This window comes from Bacillus sp. JJ675 (genome assembly GCF_036963165.1).
GTDB classification, from domain to species: Bacteria; Bacillota; Bacilli; order Bacillales; family Bacillaceae; genus Bacillus; species Bacillus glycinifermentans.
Genome location: NZ_JBALMR010000010.1, coordinates 75115 through 95301, shown reverse-complemented (window position 1 = coordinate 95301; position 20187 = coordinate 75115). Strand labels below are relative to the sequence as shown.

The window sequence follows — 20187 nt, the reverse complement described above, 5'->3', positions numbered from 1 at the left end:
AATTCTGATTATTCGACGTATTTTAATCAGAAAGGACCCCGCCCGTCAACTGCTTTTTTTATATCAAACAGATTCTTTTTTATGGATCTCGCTTCCCTTATAAACAGCACTGAACGAGTCTTACGCCTCATTTATTTTTCCGGGGCAGGATTTTTCTTTCGCAATGCGAATCTTTCTGTACTAAAGATCGATCAGGGAGGGTTTGAAATGAAGAAGAAAATGATGGCCATTAGTATGGCTGCAGCCGTTCTTATGGGGGGCGTTTTCCTGCCGGCAGCCGAGGGCACGTCCGCGGTACATGCAGCGCAAGCGATTCAATCGAAACAGGAAGGGAAAATCGCCAAGAAATTCAATGAGAACCGCGCTTACCAAACGATTTACCACTTAAGCGAGACGATCGGGCCGCGTGTAACAGGCACGAAAGCAGAAAAAAAGAGCGCGGCATTCATCGCGTCTCAAATGAAAAAATCGAATTTGAAAGTGAGTACACAGACGTTCAGCATCCCCGACAGATTAGAAGGAACGCTCACCGTCCGTGGCAGTGAAATATCGTCCCGGCCTGCGGCAGGTTCGGCTCCTACTTCAGGCAAAGGTCTGACCGCTCCGCTCTATGACGCCGGACTCGGTCTTGCCGGCGATTTCACAGAAGAAGCGAAAGGGAAAATCGCCGTTATTTTAAGAGGGGAGCTGACGTTTTATGAAAAGGTGAAAAATGCGGAAGATGCGGGCGCTGCCGGGGTTATCATCTATAACAATGCAGACAGCCTCGTTCCGCTTACGCCAAACCTCAGCGGGAATAAAACCGGCATTCCGGTCGTCGGCGTCAAAAAGGAAGACGGCGAAAAACTGCTCACAGAACGGGAAGCAACGCTAAAGCTCAAGTCCTTCCCGAATCAAACCTCTCAAAACGTCATCGGCGTCCGTAAACCGAAAGGAATCAAAAATCCGGATATCGTGTATGTCACATCGCATTATGACAGCGTCCCCGAAGCGCCCGGAGCCAATGACAATGCATCGGGAACTTCCACCGTCCTTGAGCTGGCGCGGATTATGAAAAACATCCCGACCGATAAAGAAATCCGCTTTATTACGTTCGGTGCTGAAGAAATCGGGCTTGTCGGCTCGAGATATTATGTCAGCAAGCTGTCCGGGGAGGAATTAAAAAGAAGCAAAGCAAACTTCAACTTAGACATGGTCGCTACAAGCTGGGAAAATGCTTCACAGCTTTATATCAATACACCTGACGGTTCCGCAAATCTCATCTGGGAATTAAGCAAAAATGCCGCAGCGAACATCGGAAAGGATGTTCTAGCCTTGAGAAAGGGCGGTTCATCAGATCACGTTCCTTTCCATGACGCGGGAATCGATTCAGCCAATTTTATTTGGATGGAGCCGGGGACCGAATCCTTGGAGCCATGGTATCATACCCCTTACGACACGATTGAGCATATCAGCAAAGACCGGCTGAAAACGGCCGGGCAAATCGCCGGGACAGCGGTATACGATTTAGTCGAAAAGGAAGAACGCCGGGCGCAATAATTCGCGTTTTAAAAAAACAGAGCCTCGTCAGCTCTGTTTTTTTAATGTCCCATTTTCCATGAACAGCTCATCATCAATATAAACCGTCGGCTTTGTTACCACCCCGTCAATATGTACACCCGCTGCAATCGTGCCGCCGAACGTGTTGTTGCTTCCGAATGCGGTGTGTATGGTGCCGAGAACTTTTTCGTCTTCGAGAACGACACCGGTTATTCTGGCGCGGTCATTTGTCCCGATGCCGAACTCGCCGAGGCACCGGCCGTCGCCGCTCCCAAGAATGTTCAGCAGCTGTTCGGCGGCATCGCCCTCAGCATCCGTGATCCGTCCGTCTTCAATCGTTAACACGAGCGGTGAGCTTAATGTTCCGATGCCGGCCAGCGACCCGTCTATTTCGATTTGGCCGTTTGCCGTACCTTCAAGCGGCGCGATATACGCTTCACCCGAAGGCAGGTTGCCGGATTCCCCGGGATTCAAATACATGCCGGTGCTCGGAATCCCTTTCCTTCCGTCGATTGAAAACGTAAGAATATAGCCCGCCTTATCTATACGGACAGACCGTCCGTTTGAAAGGACCTCACAAACGTTTTCCGTTCTTTCCTTTACTTTTTCATAATCGGCGGAAATCGCGCCGTTCAAAAACATGTCTTCCGTAATCCCTTTTTTTATTTCATCTGTCTACCTTTAGGGGAGCATATCAAACGTCTGTCCCGGCTTTCTTTATTGATCTGCTTTTCTTCTGATATGAAGCATCTTTTCGTCCAGATAATTGGCGATATCGGCGGCTTCTTTCAGCTCGTCTGTCAGCCGATCAGGCACTTCATTATTTAATTTATAGTAAATTTTATGCTCAAGGCTTGCCCAAAAATCCATGGCGATCGTTCTGATCTGGATTTCCACCTTGGCATGCTCCACCCGGTTTGTCAAATAAACGGGCACTTCTACAATCAAATGAAGGCTTCTGTAGCCGTTTGGCTTCGGATTTTTGATGTAGTCCTTCACTTTTAAAATTTTAATATCTTCGTGTTCTTTCAGCACTTCGACCATATTGTAGATATCCGACAAAAATGAACAAACGATTCTCAGTCCGGCGATATCGTTTATATGCTCTTTGGCAGCGCTCGTTGTAATATCGCAGCCTTTTCTTACAAGCTTGTTGATCAGGCTTTCAAAGTTTTTCACGCGTGATTTCGTGTGTTCGATCGGATTATGGCCGTGAATTAAGTTGTATTCCTGGCTGATAATCGAAAATTTCGTATCCATTTGGTCTAAAGCGAATTTATAAACTAAAAGTTCATTTTTCCAGTCTTCCATCAGCTTTCGAAAATCTTCTATTTGATGCTGCGGCAATCCTGCTATTTGATCTATTGAAGTTTCCATAATTGGTCTCCTTATATCAAATTGATTTCTTTTCAAAACAGTAGACGGTTCCATTTCCGTTAAGGTTTCGAACATAAAGAACTTGTTTTTTTCTATAAAAAAATAGTTTTCTTAATTATTTTCTGTATTTCTAAATGGATATCCCTTTCGAAAGCATCATTTGTTTCATATTTTATATTAAAACAAGGGGGTGAAGCACAATGGGTGGTCACTTTAACTTTGCTCTGATCGTCGTGTTATTTATCCTGCTCATCATCGTCGGGACAGCATTTGTTTATTAATCCCCGGCATCCCTTTTTTTAATTTTATCAGAAGGATCATAAGCGCTGTTTCTTATGATCCTTTTTTATGTTTCAAAAGTTGGATTCGTTTTCCAAAAAGAAAAGAGAAGGATGGATTGATCTTCAGCACAATATGTTTATAATAGGCTGTTGGGACTTAAGGTTTTTTGAACAAAACGCCACAAATTTTTTTCCACTTTTTTTGAAGAAATGAAACTTTTATAAATTAAATTCGTCTTATACTGTTGTGACGGCTATTTCATAAGGGAAAGGAACAGATCAATGTTAACAAAGCTGAAAATGTTGTATGAAAAAACAACAATGAAGTGGCTCCTAAACACTTCCTATTACTTTCTTATTTTGCTGCTGTTGTTTTTGATTTACGGATTCCATACAGCAAATACAGGTTCATATATTTATAACGACTTTTAATGGAGAATCAAAAATGAAACTGATAGAAACGATTAAACATTATGCACAAACACAACCCGATGCACTTGCATTTGTGAATGATGACAAGACGCTTTCATACAGCAAATTGTGGTCACAGTCGGAGCGCCTCGCTTGCCGGCTTCAAAAAGAAACGATCGGCGATCGTTCACCCATCATCGTCTACGGTCATATGCAGCCGGAAATGGCAGTTTCTTTCCTCGCCTGCGTAAAAGCCGGCCACCCATATGTACCGGTGGATGTTTCGATCCCGGCGGACCGGGTGATGAAGATCATCAAAAGCTCAAAAGCCGGGCTGCTGCTCAACAACTCCGGAACCGATCTCGATACGGGTGATGCCCTCATATCCGTGGTCACACCCGAGCACCTTGACACAGGTGAACAGCTCGAGACAAATCCGGATAACTGGGTGAAGGACGGAGAGACGTTTTACATCATCTATACGTCCGGAAGCACCGGAAATCCAAAAGGTGTGCAAATTTCAGCCGATAATCTTCAAAGCTTTGCAAACTGGGTGACAGAAGATTTTCCGGTTGAGAACGGTCACGTGTTTTTAAACCAGGCGCCGTTTTCCTTTGACTTATCGGTAATGGACCTATATCCTTGCCTGCAGGCGGGAGGTACTCTGTGGACCGTTACGAAAGATATGATCAACAGGCCGAAGATTCTGTTTGAAGCGCTGAAACAATCAAACGTCAATGTCTGGACATCGACTCCTTCCTTTGCACAAATGTGCCTGATGGATCCGTCCTTTTCAGAGGAACTGCTGCCGGGCCTCCGCGTATTTATGTTTTGCGGAGAAACGCTCCCTGCATCAGTCGCCAGACAGCTGAAAGAAAGATTTCCGAAAGCCCGGGTCTTCAATACATACGGCCCGACGGAGGCAACGGTCGCCGTCACCTCCATTGAAGTGACAGACGACATTTTGGAGCGGTACTCTTCCCTTCCTGTCGGTTCGGCGAAGCCCGATACTGATATTGTCATCGTCAATGAAGACGGTGAACCTGTTCAAGACGGTGAAAAAGGCGAGATTATCATCACCGGAAAAAGCGTCAGCAAAGGCTATTTAGGCGAAAAAGAGCTGACGGAAAAAGTGTTTTTCTCATATAACGGTGAAGCGGCTTACCGCACGGGAGACGCCGGCTACAAAGAAAACGGCCTGCTGTTCTTCCAGGGAAGGCTCGATTTCCAAATTAAGCTGCACGGCTACCGCATCGAGCTGGAAGAGATCGAATATCAAATCAATCGTTCGAAGTACGTCCAGTCTGCCGTGGTGATTCCATTCTACCGCGAGGAGAAAATCGAGTATCTGATCGCGATGATCGTGCCTGCCGAACACGATTTCGAAAAGGAATACCAGCTGACGAGCGCCATTAAGAAAGACCTTGGCAGTACGCTGCCGGCTTATATGATCCCGAGAAAATTCGTGTATCAAAAAGAGATTCCGATGACTGCGAACGGCAAAATTGACCGGAAACGGCTTAAAGAAGAGGTAACAATATGACACCGTACGGTTCATTTCTCTTCTTCATCATTTTAGCAGTTTTGCTCGCGCCGACCATCATTCTCGGTCTCAACGGAAAAAGCTTCCGCTTTTACAATATGGCGGTCTCCGTTGTCGTGCTGGCTCTCATTTTTTCAAACAGCCTGCACGGGCTCATCGCTCTTTGCCTGTTTACGCTTTGGCAAACGGTGCTGATCAAAGGCTATATTGCCTACCGTTCAAAAGCGAACAGCGGCTTTGTGTTTTGTTTGGCCGCAGCAGCTTCGATTCTGCCCCTGGCAATTTCCAAGCTGCTGCCGTTCCTTGGCCTGAACAACTGGGCAAGCTTTCTCGGAATCTCGTACTTAACCTTTAAAGGGGTTCAGCTTATTATTGAAACCCGCGACGGGCTGATCAAACAACAGCTTCCCGTCAGCAGACTGCTTTATTTTATTCTCTTTTTCCCGACCATCTCATCAGGGCCGATCGACAGGTACCGCCGTTTTGAAAAAGACGAGCAGACGGTCTGGACGAAAGAGCAATATGAAGAGCTGCTTTACAAAGGAATCAACAAAATTTTTCTCGGCTTTTTATACAAATTCATTATCGGCTATTGCATTAATACGTACATTATTTTGAATTTGTCGCATCTCACGTCAGGCAAGATTGCACATGGACTCGGATACATGTACGCTTATAGCCTTTACTTGTTCTTCGATTTTGCCGGCTATACCGCTTTTGCGGTCGGCATCAGCTATATCATGGGGATCAAGTCGCCGGAAAACTTTAATATGCCGTTTATCAGCCGCAATATTAAAGATTTCTGGAACCGCTGGCACATGTCCCTTTCATTCTGGTTCAGAGACTACGTATTTATGCGCTTTGTCTTCTGGATGACAAAGAAAAAATGGATCAAAAACCGCATGGCGGTGTCTAATATCGGATATGTGCTGCTGTTTCTGCTGATGGGCGTATGGCACGGCCTTGCCCTGCAGTACATCGTTTACGGGCTTTATCACGCACTGCTCATGGTAGGCTTCAACTTCTTTGAAAAATGGAATAAGAAGTATAAATGGTGGCCGAACAACAAGCTGACGACAGCAGTCTCAATTGTGGTGACCTTCCATTTTGTATGCTTTGGATTTTTTATTTTCTCAGGAAAACTAATTCATTAAAAGGAGATTTCAATAATGGACTTTAATCAAGAAGTGCTTTCAGTTATAGCAGAGGTTTGTCAGGACGATATCGTCAAGGAGAACCCGGATATCGATATTTTTGAAGAAGGAATACTGGATTCATTCGGAACCGTAGAACTGCTGCTCGCGTTTGAAAGCCGCTTTAACATCACCGTACCGATTACAGAATTTGACCGGGATGCATGGAACACGCCAAATCAAATCATAAAGCAGCTGAATGAGTTGAGATAATGAAAAAGCGTTTTTTATTCGGGCCAATCATTTTGGCATTTTTACTTTTTTTCACCACGATCTCAATCCCGAATTCATGGCTTGAGGCATTTGTTCCTAAAGATCGGGTCGAAAAATCGGCTACGGAGCTGAATCCGATGATGTTCCAGGGAACGTACCTTCAAAGCAAGATGCTTGAAGATTCCAAGTACCTCCCGATCTACGGATCATCCGAACTGTCCCGGTTAGACCCTTATCATCCGTCCAATTATTTTGAAGTAAATAATAAAGGATTTACTCCTTACCTGGTCGGAAAGGGCGGTTCGCAATCCCTGATCCATGCAATCAATTTCGCGGCTCATATGGATCAACTAAAGGGGAAGAAACTGGTGTTTATCATATCTCCGCAATGGTTCCAGAAAAAAGGATCTGATGAATCCCATTTCGCGCCGAATTTCTCAGCTTTACAGGCATACGATCTACTGTTCAACCAAAAAATCGACCAAAATGTAAAGAAAAAAATGATCAAGCGCATGCTGAAATACCATGCCGTCAAAAATGATGCTCTGCTCGCAGCCCTTTATAAGGCGGAGCTAAAGCAGGATCATACGACACTGTCCCTTCTTTCGCCGGCTGCCAAAGCTTATCGAAGCGTGCTGGAAAAAAAGGACCTTTACTATTCAATGGTTGACAGTCCCGGCCCTGAGCGCACGATTTCACAAAGCGTCAAGGGCAAATCGTGGAGCGAGCTGAAGCAGATGGCTGCAAAGCTTGGCGAAAAGGAATCCCGGTCAAACAAGTTTAAATTAATAGATGAGGCATTCAGAAAAATAAAGCCGAAAATGGCGAAGCTAAAAAACAGAAAAAAACATTTGTCTTATGTACAGTCGGTCGAATACGGCGATTTTCAAATGATGATGGATGTCCTGAAGGAATCGGGCGCCGATCCTCTGTTTATATCGGTTCCGGTGCACGGCAAATGGTATGACTACACCGGCGTACCTAAAAAAGGACGGACCGGTTACTATGCAAAGATCAAAAAACAGATCGAAGCAGAAGGCTTTCAGGTGGCCGATTTGTCCGGCCATGAATATGATCCTTATTTCCTGAAGGATACGATCCATCTCGGCTGGAAAGGCTGGGTCTATGTAGACAAAGCAATCGAAGACTTCTATAAAAAGGATTCCCGCCCTTAGGGGATCCTTTTTATTTCGCGAAAAATATTTTTTAATATTTCCAATAATTCTATTTTACAAATTTCTCTGAAATCTATTGCGATTATAAATATAAGGTTTAAAATAGAATATAAATATTTTTTGGAAAAAGATTATGAACGGCAGGGAGAATGAATATGACAAAACAAACCATCAGCGTACAGCTCAGTCAGACGAAAAAGCAAAAGCCCGAAGCGGACAATCTTGAATTCGGCCGCGTATTCACCGATCACATGTTCATCATGGATTATTCGGTTGAAAACGGCTGGCACGATCCGCGAATCGTCCCTTACCAGCCGATCGAAATGGATCCGGCTGCAATGGTATATCACTACGGCCAGTCCGTTTTTGAAGGGTTGAAAGCTTATGTATCAAACGAAGGAAAGGTTCTTTTGTTCAGGCCGGAGAAAAACGTTGAACGGCTGAACAAATCAAACGACCGCCTCTGCATTCCGCAAGTGGATCCCGATACGGTGCTGGAAGGCCTGAAACAGCTCATTCAGATCGACAAAGAGTGGATTCCGTCAGCAGAGGGAACGTCCCTTTACATCCGTCCTTTCATTATTTCGACAGAGCCTTACCTCGGCGTCGCCCCGTCCAAGATGTACAAGCTGCTGATCATCCTGTCGCCGGTCAGCTCCTATTACAAGGAAGGCATCCGCCCCGTGAAAATCGCCGTTGAAAGCGAATTTGTCCGCGCCGTTAAAGGCGGTACAGGCAACGCGAAAACGGCGGGAAATTACGCCGCCAGCCTGAAAGCGCAGGAAGTGGCTGAAAGCAAAGGTTTTTCACAAGTTTTATGGCTGGACGGAATCGAGAAAAAATACATTGAAGAAGTGGGCAGCATGAACATCTTCTTTAAAATCAACGGTGAAATTGTCACGCCTGCTTTAAACGGCAGCATCCTGGAAGGCATTACGAGAAATTCCGTCATCCATCTGTTAAAACAATGGGGCCTCACTGTAGCCGAGAAGAAAATATCCGTAGATGAACTGATTCAAGCCCACCGGGACGGTTTGCTTGAAGAAGCGTTCGGCACCGGAACGGCAGCTGTCATCTCCCCTGTCGGCGAGCTGATTTGGAAAAGTGAAAGCCTCGTCATTAACGGCGGTGAAACCGGTGAAATCGCCAAAAAACTGTACGATACGATAACAGGGATTCAAAGAGGCGCTTTGCCCGATCCATTCGGCTGGACGGTTGAAGTCGATTCGGTCAGCCAACCGTGCTAAGCTGTCCGGCCCTCATGCAACAGGGGGCCGGCAGCCTTTTCATTTCATCATTTTTTCCTCATATACGGTACGTCCCAAGCCCCTCTGAAAAATTCCCCGCTAAAACTCCATTCCATTTTATATAAAATATGTTAAAATCATCTACATACATATGAAACTCTACTCTTACTTGAAAGGAGACATTAAAACCGTTCAGGCAGCAATGAAGAAAGGACTTTGAAGATGGAGAAAAAAAATGGAGAAATAAGCGTCTGGAAAAAAAACTTCACGTTTCTCTTTTTTTCCAGAATCATTAAGATTTCAGCCGACTGCTTCGCCTTCAACTCTATTTTATGGTTTTTGATCTTTGACGGGAAAGGCGCAATCGGCACCTCCCTTCTGCTCGCCGTCACCTTTTTGCCTGAGGCCTTTCTGGCGCCGCTGGCAGGTCCATTGGTGAAAAGAAGCGCGCTGAAATTCTGGATGTATTTTTCTGACTTGACGAGAGCAGTCATCGTACTTGCTATTCCGTTATGCTACTATAACGGCTTTTCGCCGATGTGGTTTGTCCTCGGGCTGATGATTATCCATTCGGCGACCGGCGCGACATACAACCCGGCGTCCATTACATTGATTCCCCAGATCGTGAATGAACAGCTGATTCAAAAAGCTAACGCAATTCTCCAGTCTTCCTCGGAAATTGTGAGGCTTGGTGCTGTTACATTATGCGGGGTGCTTCTTACGTTTATCGGTCCTGCGCCGACCCTGATCACATCGTTCACACTCTATATCATTTCAGGTTTTTTTGTCCTCTGCATTAAGCAGCAGATGGCTCAGCAGCATGCTGAATCAGACGCTTCCAAACCAAGAGGCACATATTTTGCAAGGCTGAAAAGGGGATTTACTCTTGTGCGGCATCATAAGGTGTTATTCCCGCTTGCGATTTATTGCATATTCATGAATCTCGCGGCATCGCCATGGGAGGCGCTTTCAGCGGTTTATGTAGCGGAAGATTTAAACGGCACGCCGTTCATCCATTCGCTGTTGAAGGCTACGACAGCCGGAGGAGCGTTTTTATTGGGATTCATCCTTGCCAAAGTAAAAATCAACAGGTACGGGCTGCTCTTTATTACAGCCGGGATATTGGAAGGAACGGCCTATTTCATTACGGGGCTGAATACGTTTTTGCCGCTCGTCTTTCTCGCCGCCTTTGCCTTTGGAGCCGCAATCAGCTCGATCAATGTTCCGGAGTTTACGATCATTCAAACGTCTGTGGAAGGCGATGATCAGCCTCAGGTGTACGCAATTATTCATACGATCACAAACCTATCGCTTCCTCTCGGTGCGATCGCCTGCGGATATGCTGCACAAATTCTCAGCGCGGGCAAGGTGATCGCAATCGGCGGTTTCATCGAAATCCTTTCCGGCATTGGAATATTGCTGTTTACACAGCTTGCCAAAGCGAGCCGTGCAGATCTTCAAAAAGAAAAAGAAGCAAGCGCCAATATGTAAAAACAAAGGTTCCGGCGAGCTGCCGGAACCTTGGCAATCCATCTATGCTTCGACTGATTTAAAAAACTGCGGAAGGTGCTCTTTGTGTGCTTCAAGCATTTCGTCCAGTATTTGCTTGGCGATCTTATCAGACGGAACGAGCGGGTTGATCGTCATGGCGACAAGAGCCGTGTTGTAGTCTCCGGTCACGGCGGCTTCAGCCGCGACGCGTTCAAACGATTTGATCTGTTGGACAAGGCCCCTGACTTTGACCGGCAAATCTCCGACCGCGATCGGTTTTGGACCGTTTTTCGTTATGACGCAGTTCACTTCTACCGCAGAATCGTCAGGAATGCTTGCGATCGCACCATTGTTCATCGTATTGACAGGCTGAATGTCGTGCTTGTCATTATAAATTGAGCTGATCAGGTTGCAGGCCGCATCGCTGTAATATGCCCCTCCCCGCTTTTCAAGCTGCGGCGGCTTTATCGCCAAATTTGGGTCTTTATATAATTCGAACAGTTCTTTTTCCACTTTCTGAACGACTTCGGCGCGGGTTCCCTCCGTTTTTGAAGCCTCTATTTCATGCTCAAGCATTTCCTTCGTTTTATAATAGTAGCGATGGTAGCCGCACGGAATCAGGTCAAGGCCGCGGATGAAGTCAGGCTCCCACGATTCGCCGGAAATGTTTTTCATCGTCATCGCATTTGCCGGATCCGCCATTGCCTCGATCACTTTGTCTTTGACGCTGACGCCGTCGAGGAAGACATCGAGTCCATACACCATATGATTCAAACCGGCAAATTGGATTTCCACGCGGCTTTCATCAACATCAAGCGCTTTTGCCACTCCCATTTTCATGCCGATCGGCACATTGCACAGACCGACGAGTTTCGTCAGATTTGAGTAGCGAAGCAGCGCTTCCGTCACCATGCCTGCCGGATTTGTAAAGTTGACAAGCCACGCGTCAGGACAAAGCTCTTCGATGTCCTTTGCGATACCGAGAATGACCGGAATGGTGCGGAGTCCTTTAAACAAGCCGCCGGGACCGTTTGTTTCCTGGCCGATAACACCGTATTTTAACGGAATCCTTTCATCCTTTGCCCTTGCCTCAAGCTGACCGACGCGAAATTGGGTGGTGACGAAATCTGCGTCTTTCAAGGCCTCTCTGCGGTCAAGCGTCAGATGGACATCGATCGGGACACCCGCCTTTTCAACCATTCGCTTTGCCAGCGTGCCGACGATGTTGAGTTTTTCTTCCCCTTCCGGAATATCGACAAGCCACAGTTCGCTTACCGGCAGCTCATCATATCTTTTGATCAATCCTTCAACCAACTCGGGCGTATAGCTTGACCCTCCGCCAATCGTTACGATTTTCAAGCCTTTTTTCATTAATTGACACCTCCGCGGATATTCATGTTTTCGTATAAATCAACAATTTCCGACGCCAAATCTTTCATTGTCATCGCGTTCATTAAGTGGTCTTGCGCATGAATCATCAACAGCGTGGGCTCTGTTTTTGCCCCTTTGGCTTCGTTTTGGATAAGGGCCGTTTGAAAGTGATGAGCCTTGATCAATTCCTCATCGGCTTCCCGGATCTTTTTTTTCGCTTCGGCAAAATCGCCTTTCTTCGCAGCAGCAATCGCCTCCATGCAAAAGCTCCTGCCGTTTCCCCCGTGCAGAATGATTTGAAAAATCGTCTGCTCCAACTCCTCGGTCATGACTGCACCCCCTTTTTATACGCCGATCTGCTGATTTTCATTTGCAGGCGGCACAGTTTCGAGTTCGTTTTCTTCTTTCAGCTTTTGCTTATCCCACATCCTAAAGAACGGGTAGTACACGGCAAACGAAATAAACAGATTGATGAACTGCATGACCGCTCCCGAAATTTTCCCTCCGGTTGCCAAATAGCCCGAGAAGAGCGGCGGCATCGTCCAAGGGACTGCGATTCCAGCCGGTTTTGCGACGAGCCCCGTGCTCATTCCGATGTAGGTTGCGACCATCATCAAGAGCGGTGAGACGATAAACGGAAGCAAAAGCATCGGGTTCATGACGATCGGCATTCCGAAAATAATCGGTTCATTGATATTAAAAATAGCCGGCCCGATTGCAAGTTTACCGAGCTGCTTCATCTGCTTGCTTCGCGCCCTGAGAACCATCGTGACGACGAGCGCCAAGGTCGCTCCGCTACCGCCGATATTAATCCAGATTTCGAAAAACTGGGTAGTAAAAATGTTCGGCAGAACTTCGCCTGCTTGAAAAGCAAGACGGTTTTCATCCATTGCGCCATACCAGATCGGCGACATGACCCCGCCTACAATATTCGCCCCGTGCAAACCGCAGGACCACAGCAGCTGTTGGACGGTTTCGGCAACAAGGCTTCCGCCGAGGCTGCCTCCGAGTATGGAGAGCGGCGTACCCAACACTACATTGATGACATTGTGCAGGCTTTCAAAAGGCGTGATTTCGATCAAAAGTCGGGCAAGCCAGATCAGACCGATGACGGCAAATCCAGGAATCAGGGCGATAAATGACTTGCTTACGGCCGGCGGAACGCCGTCAGGCATCTTCACGACGATGTCTTTCTGAACGACCCAGCGGTATATTTCAGTGGAAAACATCGCGATCAGCATGCCGACAAACAGGCCTTTGCTTCCCATTAAGGAAATCGGAATTCCGCCTGATACGAGAATTTCCTGAGTGGAGCCTTCCGGTGTAAACGGAAACTGATAAGGCGTTGCCAGAAGGAAAGCCGCTACCGCGATTGCTCCTGATGACAGCGCATCGATGCCGTATTTTTCGGCAAGGCGGTAAGCGATTCCAAAGGTTGCGATAAGCGCCATAATATCAAAACTGACACCTACCGGGTAGCTTAGCTTCTCGGCCCACTTGTCGCCGAAAATGCCCGCCATGAAATCGGCATAGCCGGGAATCGGCAAATTCGCCAAAATGAGAAACAGCGAACCGATAATAATCAGCGGCATGGTCAGAATGATGCCGTCCCTCAGTGCCTGCAAATGGCGCTGTGCCGCTATCCGGCCGGCGATCGGCATGACCTTCTCTTCTAAGAACAGGTTGAATTTATTCACATCCCCCGTCCTCCTTCTAAGCCCCGGCAAGCCGTTCAGCGGATTTCAGCACTTCTGCTCCATTGCAGGTTCCGTAATGGACCGTATTGATGACGTCGACGGGTACGCCTTTTGACTCTCCCAGCTTTTTTAATTGGGGAAGCATATAGCGGACTTGCGGACCGAGAAGCAATACATCGGCTTTATCGATATGATTCTGGACTTCTCCCCCGGAGACGGCCCAAATGTTATAGTTTTTCCCTTGTTCCTCTGCGCTCTTTTCCATTTTCGTAACGAGCAGACTAGTTGACATGCCTGCTGCACAGGCCAATAAGATGTTCATGTTTAGATGTCCCCCTTTTCCGGTTTAGTTCTTATATGTTTTACGGTTTTATCATAATATGAAACCGCTTTCATATTAACTCAATGATTTTCCTCAGCCCTCCGGAAAAAAGACAGGGGGACAAGTATTATTCGGAAAAGGGCTGGATCCGGCTGTTCTTTCTGAAAACGGACATAAACGCCTCATACGTCTTGCATTTCAGCAGCTCCCTAACGATTGACCGATCGTCTAAAACGTTGCCCAATAACTTGTACATGCTCTGGAGATTGGATGTATTGCCTTTTTCAACGCAAAGAAGGCAGATGAATTGAACTCTTTTACCCTGCCATTCTATCGGCTTTTGCAGCGTGCATACCGCCCAGAACGTAGCATCCGTTTGCGGGGTCATCGGATGGGGAATAGCGACAAGATTCCCAAAGCATGTCGGCGCAACAGACTCCCTTTCGAAAACCGACGCTTCAAACCCTTCTTCAGCAAGGCCGAGCGCTGTTACCTGATCGCAAAGAAAGCGCAAGACGTCCTCTTTTGATTGAAAATCTTCCTGCAGGAAGACAAGCTCCTTACGTGTATACTTCGCGGCCAGCTCTGTATCCGGGGCGAGAATATGCTCGATTCTTGCCAGATCCTCCCCGCCGAGAATCGCATTTACTTTCACGACGGGTATCGGGAGCTCTTTTGGAAGCGGAATGGTGCTGATCACAAAATCGAGGGCATGAAGCGGGATTTGATTCAGCTTATAATAGTCGACTGTTCCAATAATCTCAAGCTTTGAGCCGAATTTCGAACGCAGTCTGTCCTGAAGAAGCATGGCGCTTCCTGCTCCTGAGGCGCAGACGATCATACAGCGCTTTGACGGGGTATTCATTTTCCTTCTTTCCATAGCAGCGCCGATATGCAAAGCGAGATAGCCGACTTCGCTTTCCTGAATGTCGAACCCCGTTTCCTTTTTGATCGCTTCGCCGGCTTGGATTCCTGCTTCAAAAGCAAGCGGATAGTTGGCTTTAATGGCGTCGAGCATCGGATTTCTGATGTTCATTCCGTAGCGGCAGCGATTTAAAGCCGGCTTTAAGTGAAGACTGAGGCCGATTTTCAATTCTTTGTCGTTTTTAATGCCGAGCTTGAATTTTTGCTCGATCTCCTCCAGCATCAATTCCGTAAGCCTGTCGGTTTCCGCATCGATAAAGCCTTCCATTTTATCCTTGCTGAGCTTCGCCATCGCCGTTCTTTTTGCTCCCATCAGATGAATGGCAATATAGGCCGTTTCTTCTTCCGGGAACGTCACCTTCAGCTTTTCTTCCAGCGCCCGGACAATCTTCCGGGAGACGCCATATTCTTTATGATTCATAATTTCCTTGACGTCCTGTGAAAAAAGCGAGACGCGTTTTCCGCTGCGGATTCGTTTGCAGGCGATGGCAATGTGAATCAATAAGTTGTTCAGTCCGATATCAGACAGGGAAATCTGGCCTTCGTTGATCCTTTCCAAAATCGTCTGGCGGATCATCTCCAGCTCTTTTTTCGGCAGAATGGAAATCCGGGTGTTCAGGATGTCAATTTCCGTTTCCCTTTTCGGAAAAATATGTTCAGCCATGCAATAGCGCAGCTTTATTTCATCCCCTTTTAGCCTGAATCCGTAATTCGGTTTGATCTCCAATTCTATATCGTACGATTTCAGCCTTTTTCGAACGTCTCTCATATCGTTTTGAACCGTCGATTTGCTGATGAACATTTCGTCGGCCAAATCTTCAAGCTTGAGATACTCATCTGTCAGCAGCAGTCTTTTTAATAGATAGAGAATGCGTTCATTCGGAAAAACGGGATGCGAAAATTCTTCTTGGAACGTATTTTGCAATAATTGCCGAAAGAGGTGGTCATTTTGGATGGACAGCCGGTAACCGGCGCCTCTGATGGATGTGATGGAAGCCCCGTTTTTAGAGAGAAGATGGTCTAGTTCTTTTATATCTGATCTGATCGTTCTGGAGGTAACATTCAATCCGTTTGCCAAATATGCGCTGGTCAAGGGTGAGTCCGCTGTCATCAATTCGCTGAGAATATTGCTGAGCCGAGCATTGAGCATAGAAAAGCCCTCCCTCACATATGTATCGCTTAAACCTTAGAACAAACAGGCAGATTCCTTTTCCTGCTGTTTACACTATATTCATTCTTTTTGTGAAATTTCTCTCATATTTAAGTAAACTCTATTATAATGTCGTTTTCAAGTCAATTTGGGCAATAGGAGGTAACAACGAAAAAACAGCCGGAGCGGCCGGCTGTCACGTTTTTTTGGCTTTTCGGTCTTTTATGATTTTCCGTGCGATCGGATAAATGACAGGTGTCCATTTTACCGCGCGTTTCAACAGTTTTTTCATGGCAGGCATGACTCCCTACCCGTTTTTATGGATGATTACCCGGTTAAATGTTGAGCCAAACCTGCCGTTTTTTATCTTGAGACGTACCGGTTTCCCTTCACCCAGAACCGCCAAGGGTATTCCCGCGCTTCCCCCGAATTCTCAATGCCGATCCTCGGCCCGCAGGAAATGTCGTCCGGGATATATCCTTTGGCGATATAGAGAGGGGGCTCCGTCAGCAATCTCCCGTAATCATCCATTGTGATGGAGAGCGCCTTCGTCAATTTTCCCGGTCCGTTCGTCCAATCGCGGGGCTTTTTTCCGCTTCTCCTTTTCTCCATCAGCAGCACGCCTTCATGCGGTTCAACCGCCCTGACGAGGACGGCTTCGGGCTCGTCGATACCCGCGCTGACTACATTGAACAGCGTATGGGTATGCATCGTATACGTGTAGGCCCGGCCCGCTTCCCGATACATCACTTCCGTCCGTTTTGTCCGGCGGTTTCCATAGCTGTGGGCCGCCCTGTCCCCCGGCCCTTTATAAGCCTCGGTTTCTACAATATATCCTGACGCGATCCCTTCCTCCGTTTCTTTGACCAGAAGACACCCTAAAAGCGACCGCGCCAGCTCAAGCGTCGGCATGCGGTAGAATTCCGGCGGAAGGAGCTCGTAAGCTTGGTTCATGGAAGAAGCCTCCTTTGCAGCATCTATTGATTGTGATAAATTTTAACATTTTTCAACAGACGTTTGCCAGAAATAGAAGGCTTCAAGATGTCAGTCAAACATGTCTCAGGCCGCCTAAGATAAAATGGACGATTTTGTCTGATACTAGTGGATCATCATAACATTCCGGCAGCTCCCAATCCGTTTTGGCCTGCATCATCAGCTCCGCCGCATCGACGATCCGCTCCGTTTCAAGCCCTGACACTACATTGCTTCCGCACATGACCGTTTCGGGCCGTTCGGTGCTGTTCCTGATCGTAACCGAAGGCACTTTGAGTATGCAGCTTTCTTCCTGAACCGTTCCGCTGTCCGTGATGACGCATTTTGCATGCTGCTGAAGGTTAACGAAATCAAAAAATCCAAACGGTTCGCAAAATTTCAGCAAGCCTTCATCGTTTTGAATGCCGAATTTTTGCAAACGGTCTCTTGTTCTTGGATGAACGCTGCAAATAACCGGTATTTTGTGTGTCCCGGCGAGCGATGCCAGGGCATCAACAATATTTTGCAGCCGCTTTTTATGATCTACATTTTCCGCCCGGTGCGCCGTTACCAATATGAAAGATTTGCTCTGTACATTCAAGGCATCAAGCGGCTTTCGTTTTGAAATGTCATCCCGGTAATGGTTCATCACTTCATAAATCGGATTTCCCGATACCCATATCCTTTGCGGATGCATGCCTTCCCTTTCCAGATTTTCTTTGGCAACTCTTGTATAGGGGAGGTTGAAAGATGCGATCGAATCGATCACCCTGCGGTTGATTTCTTCTGGAACCGAGTTGTCGAAGCAGCGGTTGCCGGCCTCCATATGATAGACCGGAATGCCGTACCTTTCGCCCAGAAAAGCGCAAAGCGCGCTGTTTGTATCACCGAGCACGAGCAGTTTATCGGGCTCAAGCTTCAATATCAGCTTTTCGACCTCGGTGAAGATTTCGCCGATTTGCGCGCCTGTTGAATGCCGAGACGGTTTAATATGATAATCCGGCAGCCTCACCTTTAATTGATCAAAAAAAATTTCACTCAAGCTCGCGTCATAGTTTTGACCAGTGTGGACCAATATGTGCTGACCGGCAAATTGATCAAGCTTGCCGATGATCAGGCTTAAGCGGATGATCTCCGGCCTGGTCCCGAGAATCGTCATGATTTTCATCATCTTGCTCCTTTTTGGCTGTTGAACATTTTTTATGATTGATCAATCTAGCGCTGAAAAAATCTATATATATATATTCATTTCGAAAAAAATGGTGTGCCATCAATCGATAACCTCTTAATATGGCTTATTTTTTCTCGCATCAGGCGGTTCTATCACACAAAATTTCCTGCAAAACATATACATTTATATGCTAGTTTTGACAGTCTATCAAACGATCTGTTTTTAGGAGGAGTAGTATGTTTAAAAACGCCCGAATACTGCTTACAGGAGGTACAGGTTCCTGGGGAACGGAACTTACCAAAAAACTATTATTATATAAACCAAAGGAGATCAGGATTTTTTCGAGGAACGAATTTACACAAATCGGCATGCAGCGAGAATTCAATCACCATCCTTCCTTAACGTTCATCATCGGTGATGTAAGGGACTATCTTTCTTTGGAGTCTGCCTGCCAGGATATCGATTATATCTTTCATCTGGCAGCATTGAAGCATGTCCCGATATGCGAGGGACAGCCTGACGAAGCGTTAAAGACAAACGTCGTCGGAACGCAGAACGTCATACGCGCAGCGCTCGCCCAGCGGGTCAAGAAAGTGATTGACGTGTCAACCGATAAGGCGGCCGATCCGGTCAACTTCTACGGAATGACCAAGGCGCTGGGCGAAAGGCTGATGATCCGTGCCAACGATTACAGCGGCCGCACCGATTTCGTCTGCATCAGAGGCGGAAACGTGCTGGGGACAAACGGAAGCGTGGTGCCGCTCTTTAAGCGCTTTATAGAGAAGGGAGAGGATCTCACGCTGACGTCAAAAGAGATGACAAGATTCTTTCTTACAGTCGGCGAAGCGATTGACTTGCTGCTCAAGGCTTCAGAGGAAGCGCTGGGCGGAGAAATTTTCGTAATGAAAATGAAGGCCTGCAATATATTGGATCTTGCAGAAGTCCTGATCGAAGCGATGGGAAGTTCTGTCGGAATTAAAGAAATCGGAATCAGGCCTGGAGAAAAGCTCCACGAAGTGCTCGTTTCCGATCATGAGGTTCCGTATACTTACCTTTTCGATTCCGAACACTATGTCATTCTGCCTTCCCATCCTTCAGAAAAGCTGGCCCGTCACTACCGGACATATCCAAAAGCGACCTTTGAGAAGTACCAATCCAACGACCTTTTAATGACGAAACCCGAGATTGCAGAACTGCTAAGGGAAGGGGGATTCATTAAGTGAAACTGTTGATTTTGGGCGGGAACGGCATGGCCGGCCACGTCTTGAAGGAATTTTTTGCGTCCAAAACGCAATACGACGTATTCTGGACACAGCGCCATTCCTTGCCAGATGATCCGCACTGCTTTTTTTTGGACGTCACGAACACAGATGAATTAAAAAAGCTGCTGGAAAAAGTGAACCCCGACGTCGTCATCAATGCGACCGGGATATTAAATGACGCCGCGCGCCATCATCTGCTCGATGCAATCCATGTCAACAGCATTCTGCCTCACCTGTTATCCGACATGAGCGGCAACTATCATTATTACCTGATTCACATCAGCACCGATTGCGTTTTTTCAGGCTCGAAAGGAAAATATACCGAAACAGATGCAAAAGATGGAGGTTCAGTCTATGCGCAAACGAAAAGCCTTGGTGAAGTCATAGATGACAGAAACCTCACGATCAGAACGTCCATTATTGGACCTGAACTGAAAGACGGCATCGGTTTGTTTCATTGGTTCATGAATCAAAAGGAAACGATCACAGGGTTTAGAAACGGTTTCTGGAACGGATTGACGACGCTTGAACTTGCAAAGGCGATTGAGGAGCTGCTTAAGCATCGGTTAACCGGTCTCATTCATCTGACCGGAAACCGCTTCATCTCAAAATATGAATTGCTCCTCTCCATCAATCAGACGTTTGAGAGAGGTGTGTCGATCATCCCCGATGATGACGTGCGCTCTGATAAAAGCCTCGTCATGACGAGGGATGATGTGCCGTATCAGCCTGTCAGCTATGAGCAAATGCTTGAAGAATTAAAACGATGGATCGACGACCGGCCCCACCTATATCAATATGCGTAAAAAAAAGCAAACACCCGCCCCTTTAAGAAAAGAGGGATGGTG

19 protein-coding genes and 1 pseudogene are annotated in these 20187 nt (G+C 46.8%); 11 read left to right on the top strand and 9 right to left on the bottom strand.

The features are described from left to right. Positions 1-207: 207 nt before the first annotated feature. Positions 208-1539, top strand: coding sequence for a M28 family peptidase (locus V7126_RS03395; RefSeq protein WP_175076528.1), 1332 nt, complete (start codon positions 208-210; stop codon positions 1537-1539). 27 nt (positions 1540-1566) lie between these two features. Here V7126_RS03395 and V7126_RS03390 read toward each other — a convergent pair. Then, positions 1567-2196: pseudogene (locus V7126_RS03390) on the bottom strand (aminopeptidase); the annotation flags it as partial. Between the two features lie 60 nt (positions 2197-2256). Further along, on the bottom strand, positions 2257-2916 hold the full coding sequence (locus V7126_RS03385; protein ID WP_046129410.1) for a GTP pyrophosphokinase: 660 nt from the start codon (positions 2914-2916) through the stop codon (positions 2257-2259). 200 nt (positions 2917-3116) lie between these two features. On the opposite strand from V7126_RS03385, the gene V7126_RS03380 reads away from it, so the two are divergent. The 8 genes from V7126_RS03380 to V7126_RS03345 all read left to right on the top strand — a co-directional run bounded on the left by V7126_RS03380 (position 3117) and on the right by V7126_RS03345 (position 10470). Continuing rightward, positions 3117-3197: a YjcZ family sporulation protein gene (locus tag V7126_RS03380; protein ID WP_175076562.1), complete on the top strand. Its 81-nt coding sequence runs from the start codon at positions 3117-3119 to the stop codon at positions 3195-3197. Positions 3198-3479: 282 nt separating this feature from the next. Then, complete coding sequence (locus tag V7126_RS03375) at positions 3480-3629, top strand: teichoic acid D-Ala incorporation-associated protein DltX (protein WP_046129408.1); 150 nt, start codon at positions 3480-3482, stop codon at positions 3627-3629. A 13-nt stretch (positions 3630-3642) separates the two neighbouring features. Then, positions 3643-5151, top strand: a complete 1509-nt coding sequence (dltA, locus tag V7126_RS03370) for a D-alanine--poly(phosphoribitol) ligase subunit DltA (protein ID WP_175076529.1) — start codon at positions 3643-3645, stop codon at positions 5149-5151. Beyond that, the gene (dltB, locus tag V7126_RS03365; RefSeq protein ID WP_046129406.1) at positions 5148-6305 is read left to right on the top strand and encodes a D-alanyl-lipoteichoic acid biosynthesis protein DltB; all 1158 of its coding nucleotides are present in this window, start codon (positions 5148-5150) and stop codon (positions 6303-6305) included. The genes dltA and dltB overlap by 4 nt, the downstream gene beginning before the upstream one ends. 15 nt (positions 6306-6320) lie before the next feature. Beyond that, positions 6321-6557, top strand: coding sequence for a D-alanine--poly(phosphoribitol) ligase subunit 2 (gene dltC, locus V7126_RS03360; protein ID WP_006639558.1), 237 nt, complete (start codon positions 6321-6323; stop codon positions 6555-6557). Continuing rightward, complete coding sequence (gene dltD / locus V7126_RS03355; RefSeq protein ID WP_175076531.1) at positions 6557-7732, top strand: D-alanyl-lipoteichoic acid biosynthesis protein DltD; 1176 nt, start codon at positions 6557-6559, stop codon at positions 7730-7732. The genes dltC and dltD overlap by 1 nt, the downstream gene beginning before the upstream one ends. Before the next feature lie 155 nt (positions 7733-7887). Beyond that, the gene (locus V7126_RS03350) at positions 7888-8979 is read left to right on the top strand and encodes a branched-chain amino acid aminotransferase (RefSeq protein WP_175076532.1); all 1092 of its coding nucleotides are present in this window, start codon (positions 7888-7890) and stop codon (positions 8977-8979) included. A gap of 222 nt (positions 8980-9201) precedes the next feature. Further along, the gene (locus V7126_RS03345) at positions 9202-10470 is read left to right on the top strand and encodes an MFS transporter (protein ID WP_216898864.1); all 1269 of its coding nucleotides are present in this window, start codon (positions 9202-9204) and stop codon (positions 10468-10470) included. A 42-nt stretch (positions 10471-10512) separates the two neighbouring features. On the opposite strand, the gene licH is transcribed toward V7126_RS03345, so the two are convergent. The 7 genes from licH to wecB all read right to left on the bottom strand — a co-directional run bounded on the left by licH (position 10513) and on the right by wecB (position 18074). Then, the gene (gene licH / locus V7126_RS03340) at positions 10513-11841 is read right to left on the bottom strand and encodes a 6-phospho-beta-glucosidase LicH (protein ID WP_175076534.1); all 1329 of its coding nucleotides are present in this window, start codon (positions 11839-11841) and stop codon (positions 10513-10515) included. Further along, entirely contained in the window at positions 11841-12170 is a 330-nt protein-coding gene (locus V7126_RS03335; RefSeq protein WP_175076535.1) for a PTS lactose/cellobiose transporter subunit IIA, read from the bottom strand. The genes licH and V7126_RS03335 overlap by 1 nt, the downstream gene beginning before the upstream one ends. Before the next feature lie 15 nt (positions 12171-12185). Beyond that, the gene (gene celB / locus V7126_RS03330) at positions 12186-13538 is read right to left on the bottom strand and encodes a PTS cellobiose transporter subunit IIC (protein WP_046129400.1); all 1353 of its coding nucleotides are present in this window, start codon (positions 13536-13538) and stop codon (positions 12186-12188) included. Positions 13539-13554: 16 nt separating this feature from the next. Then, on the bottom strand, positions 13555-13860 hold the full coding sequence (gene licB / locus V7126_RS03325; protein ID WP_046129399.1) for a PTS lichenan transporter subunit IIB: 306 nt from the start codon (positions 13858-13860) through the stop codon (positions 13555-13557). Positions 13861-13987: 127 nt separating this feature from the next. Next, on the bottom strand, positions 13988-15934 hold the full coding sequence (locus tag V7126_RS03320; protein ID WP_175076537.1) for a BglG family transcription antiterminator: 1947 nt from the start codon (positions 15932-15934) through the stop codon (positions 13988-13990). A gap of 363 nt (positions 15935-16297) precedes the next feature. Beyond that, the gene (locus V7126_RS03315) at positions 16298-16888 is read right to left on the bottom strand and encodes a DNA-3-methyladenine glycosylase (protein ID WP_175076538.1); all 591 of its coding nucleotides are present in this window, start codon (positions 16886-16888) and stop codon (positions 16298-16300) included. Positions 16889-16982: 94 nt separating this feature from the next. Beyond that, positions 16983-18074: a non-hydrolyzing UDP-N-acetylglucosamine 2-epimerase gene (gene wecB, locus V7126_RS03310; protein WP_175076539.1), complete on the bottom strand. Its 1092-nt coding sequence runs from the start codon at positions 18072-18074 to the stop codon at positions 16983-16985. Between the two features lie 239 nt (positions 18075-18313). Here wecB and V7126_RS03305 point away from each other — a divergent pair, with 239 nt between their 5' ends. Together V7126_RS03305 and V7126_RS03300 are read left to right on the top strand one after the other, a co-directional pair. Further along, positions 18314-19300 carry a polysaccharide biosynthesis protein gene (locus tag V7126_RS03305; RefSeq protein WP_175076540.1) on the top strand — a complete coding sequence of 329 codons (987 nt, stop codon included), beginning with the start codon at positions 18314-18316 and terminating at the stop codon, positions 19298-19300. Then, complete coding sequence (locus tag V7126_RS03300) at positions 19297-20145, top strand: dTDP-4-dehydrorhamnose reductase family protein (RefSeq protein ID WP_175076541.1); 849 nt, start codon at positions 19297-19299, stop codon at positions 20143-20145. The genes V7126_RS03305 and V7126_RS03300 overlap by 4 nt, the downstream gene beginning before the upstream one ends. Positions 20146-20187: the final 42 nt, after the last annotated feature.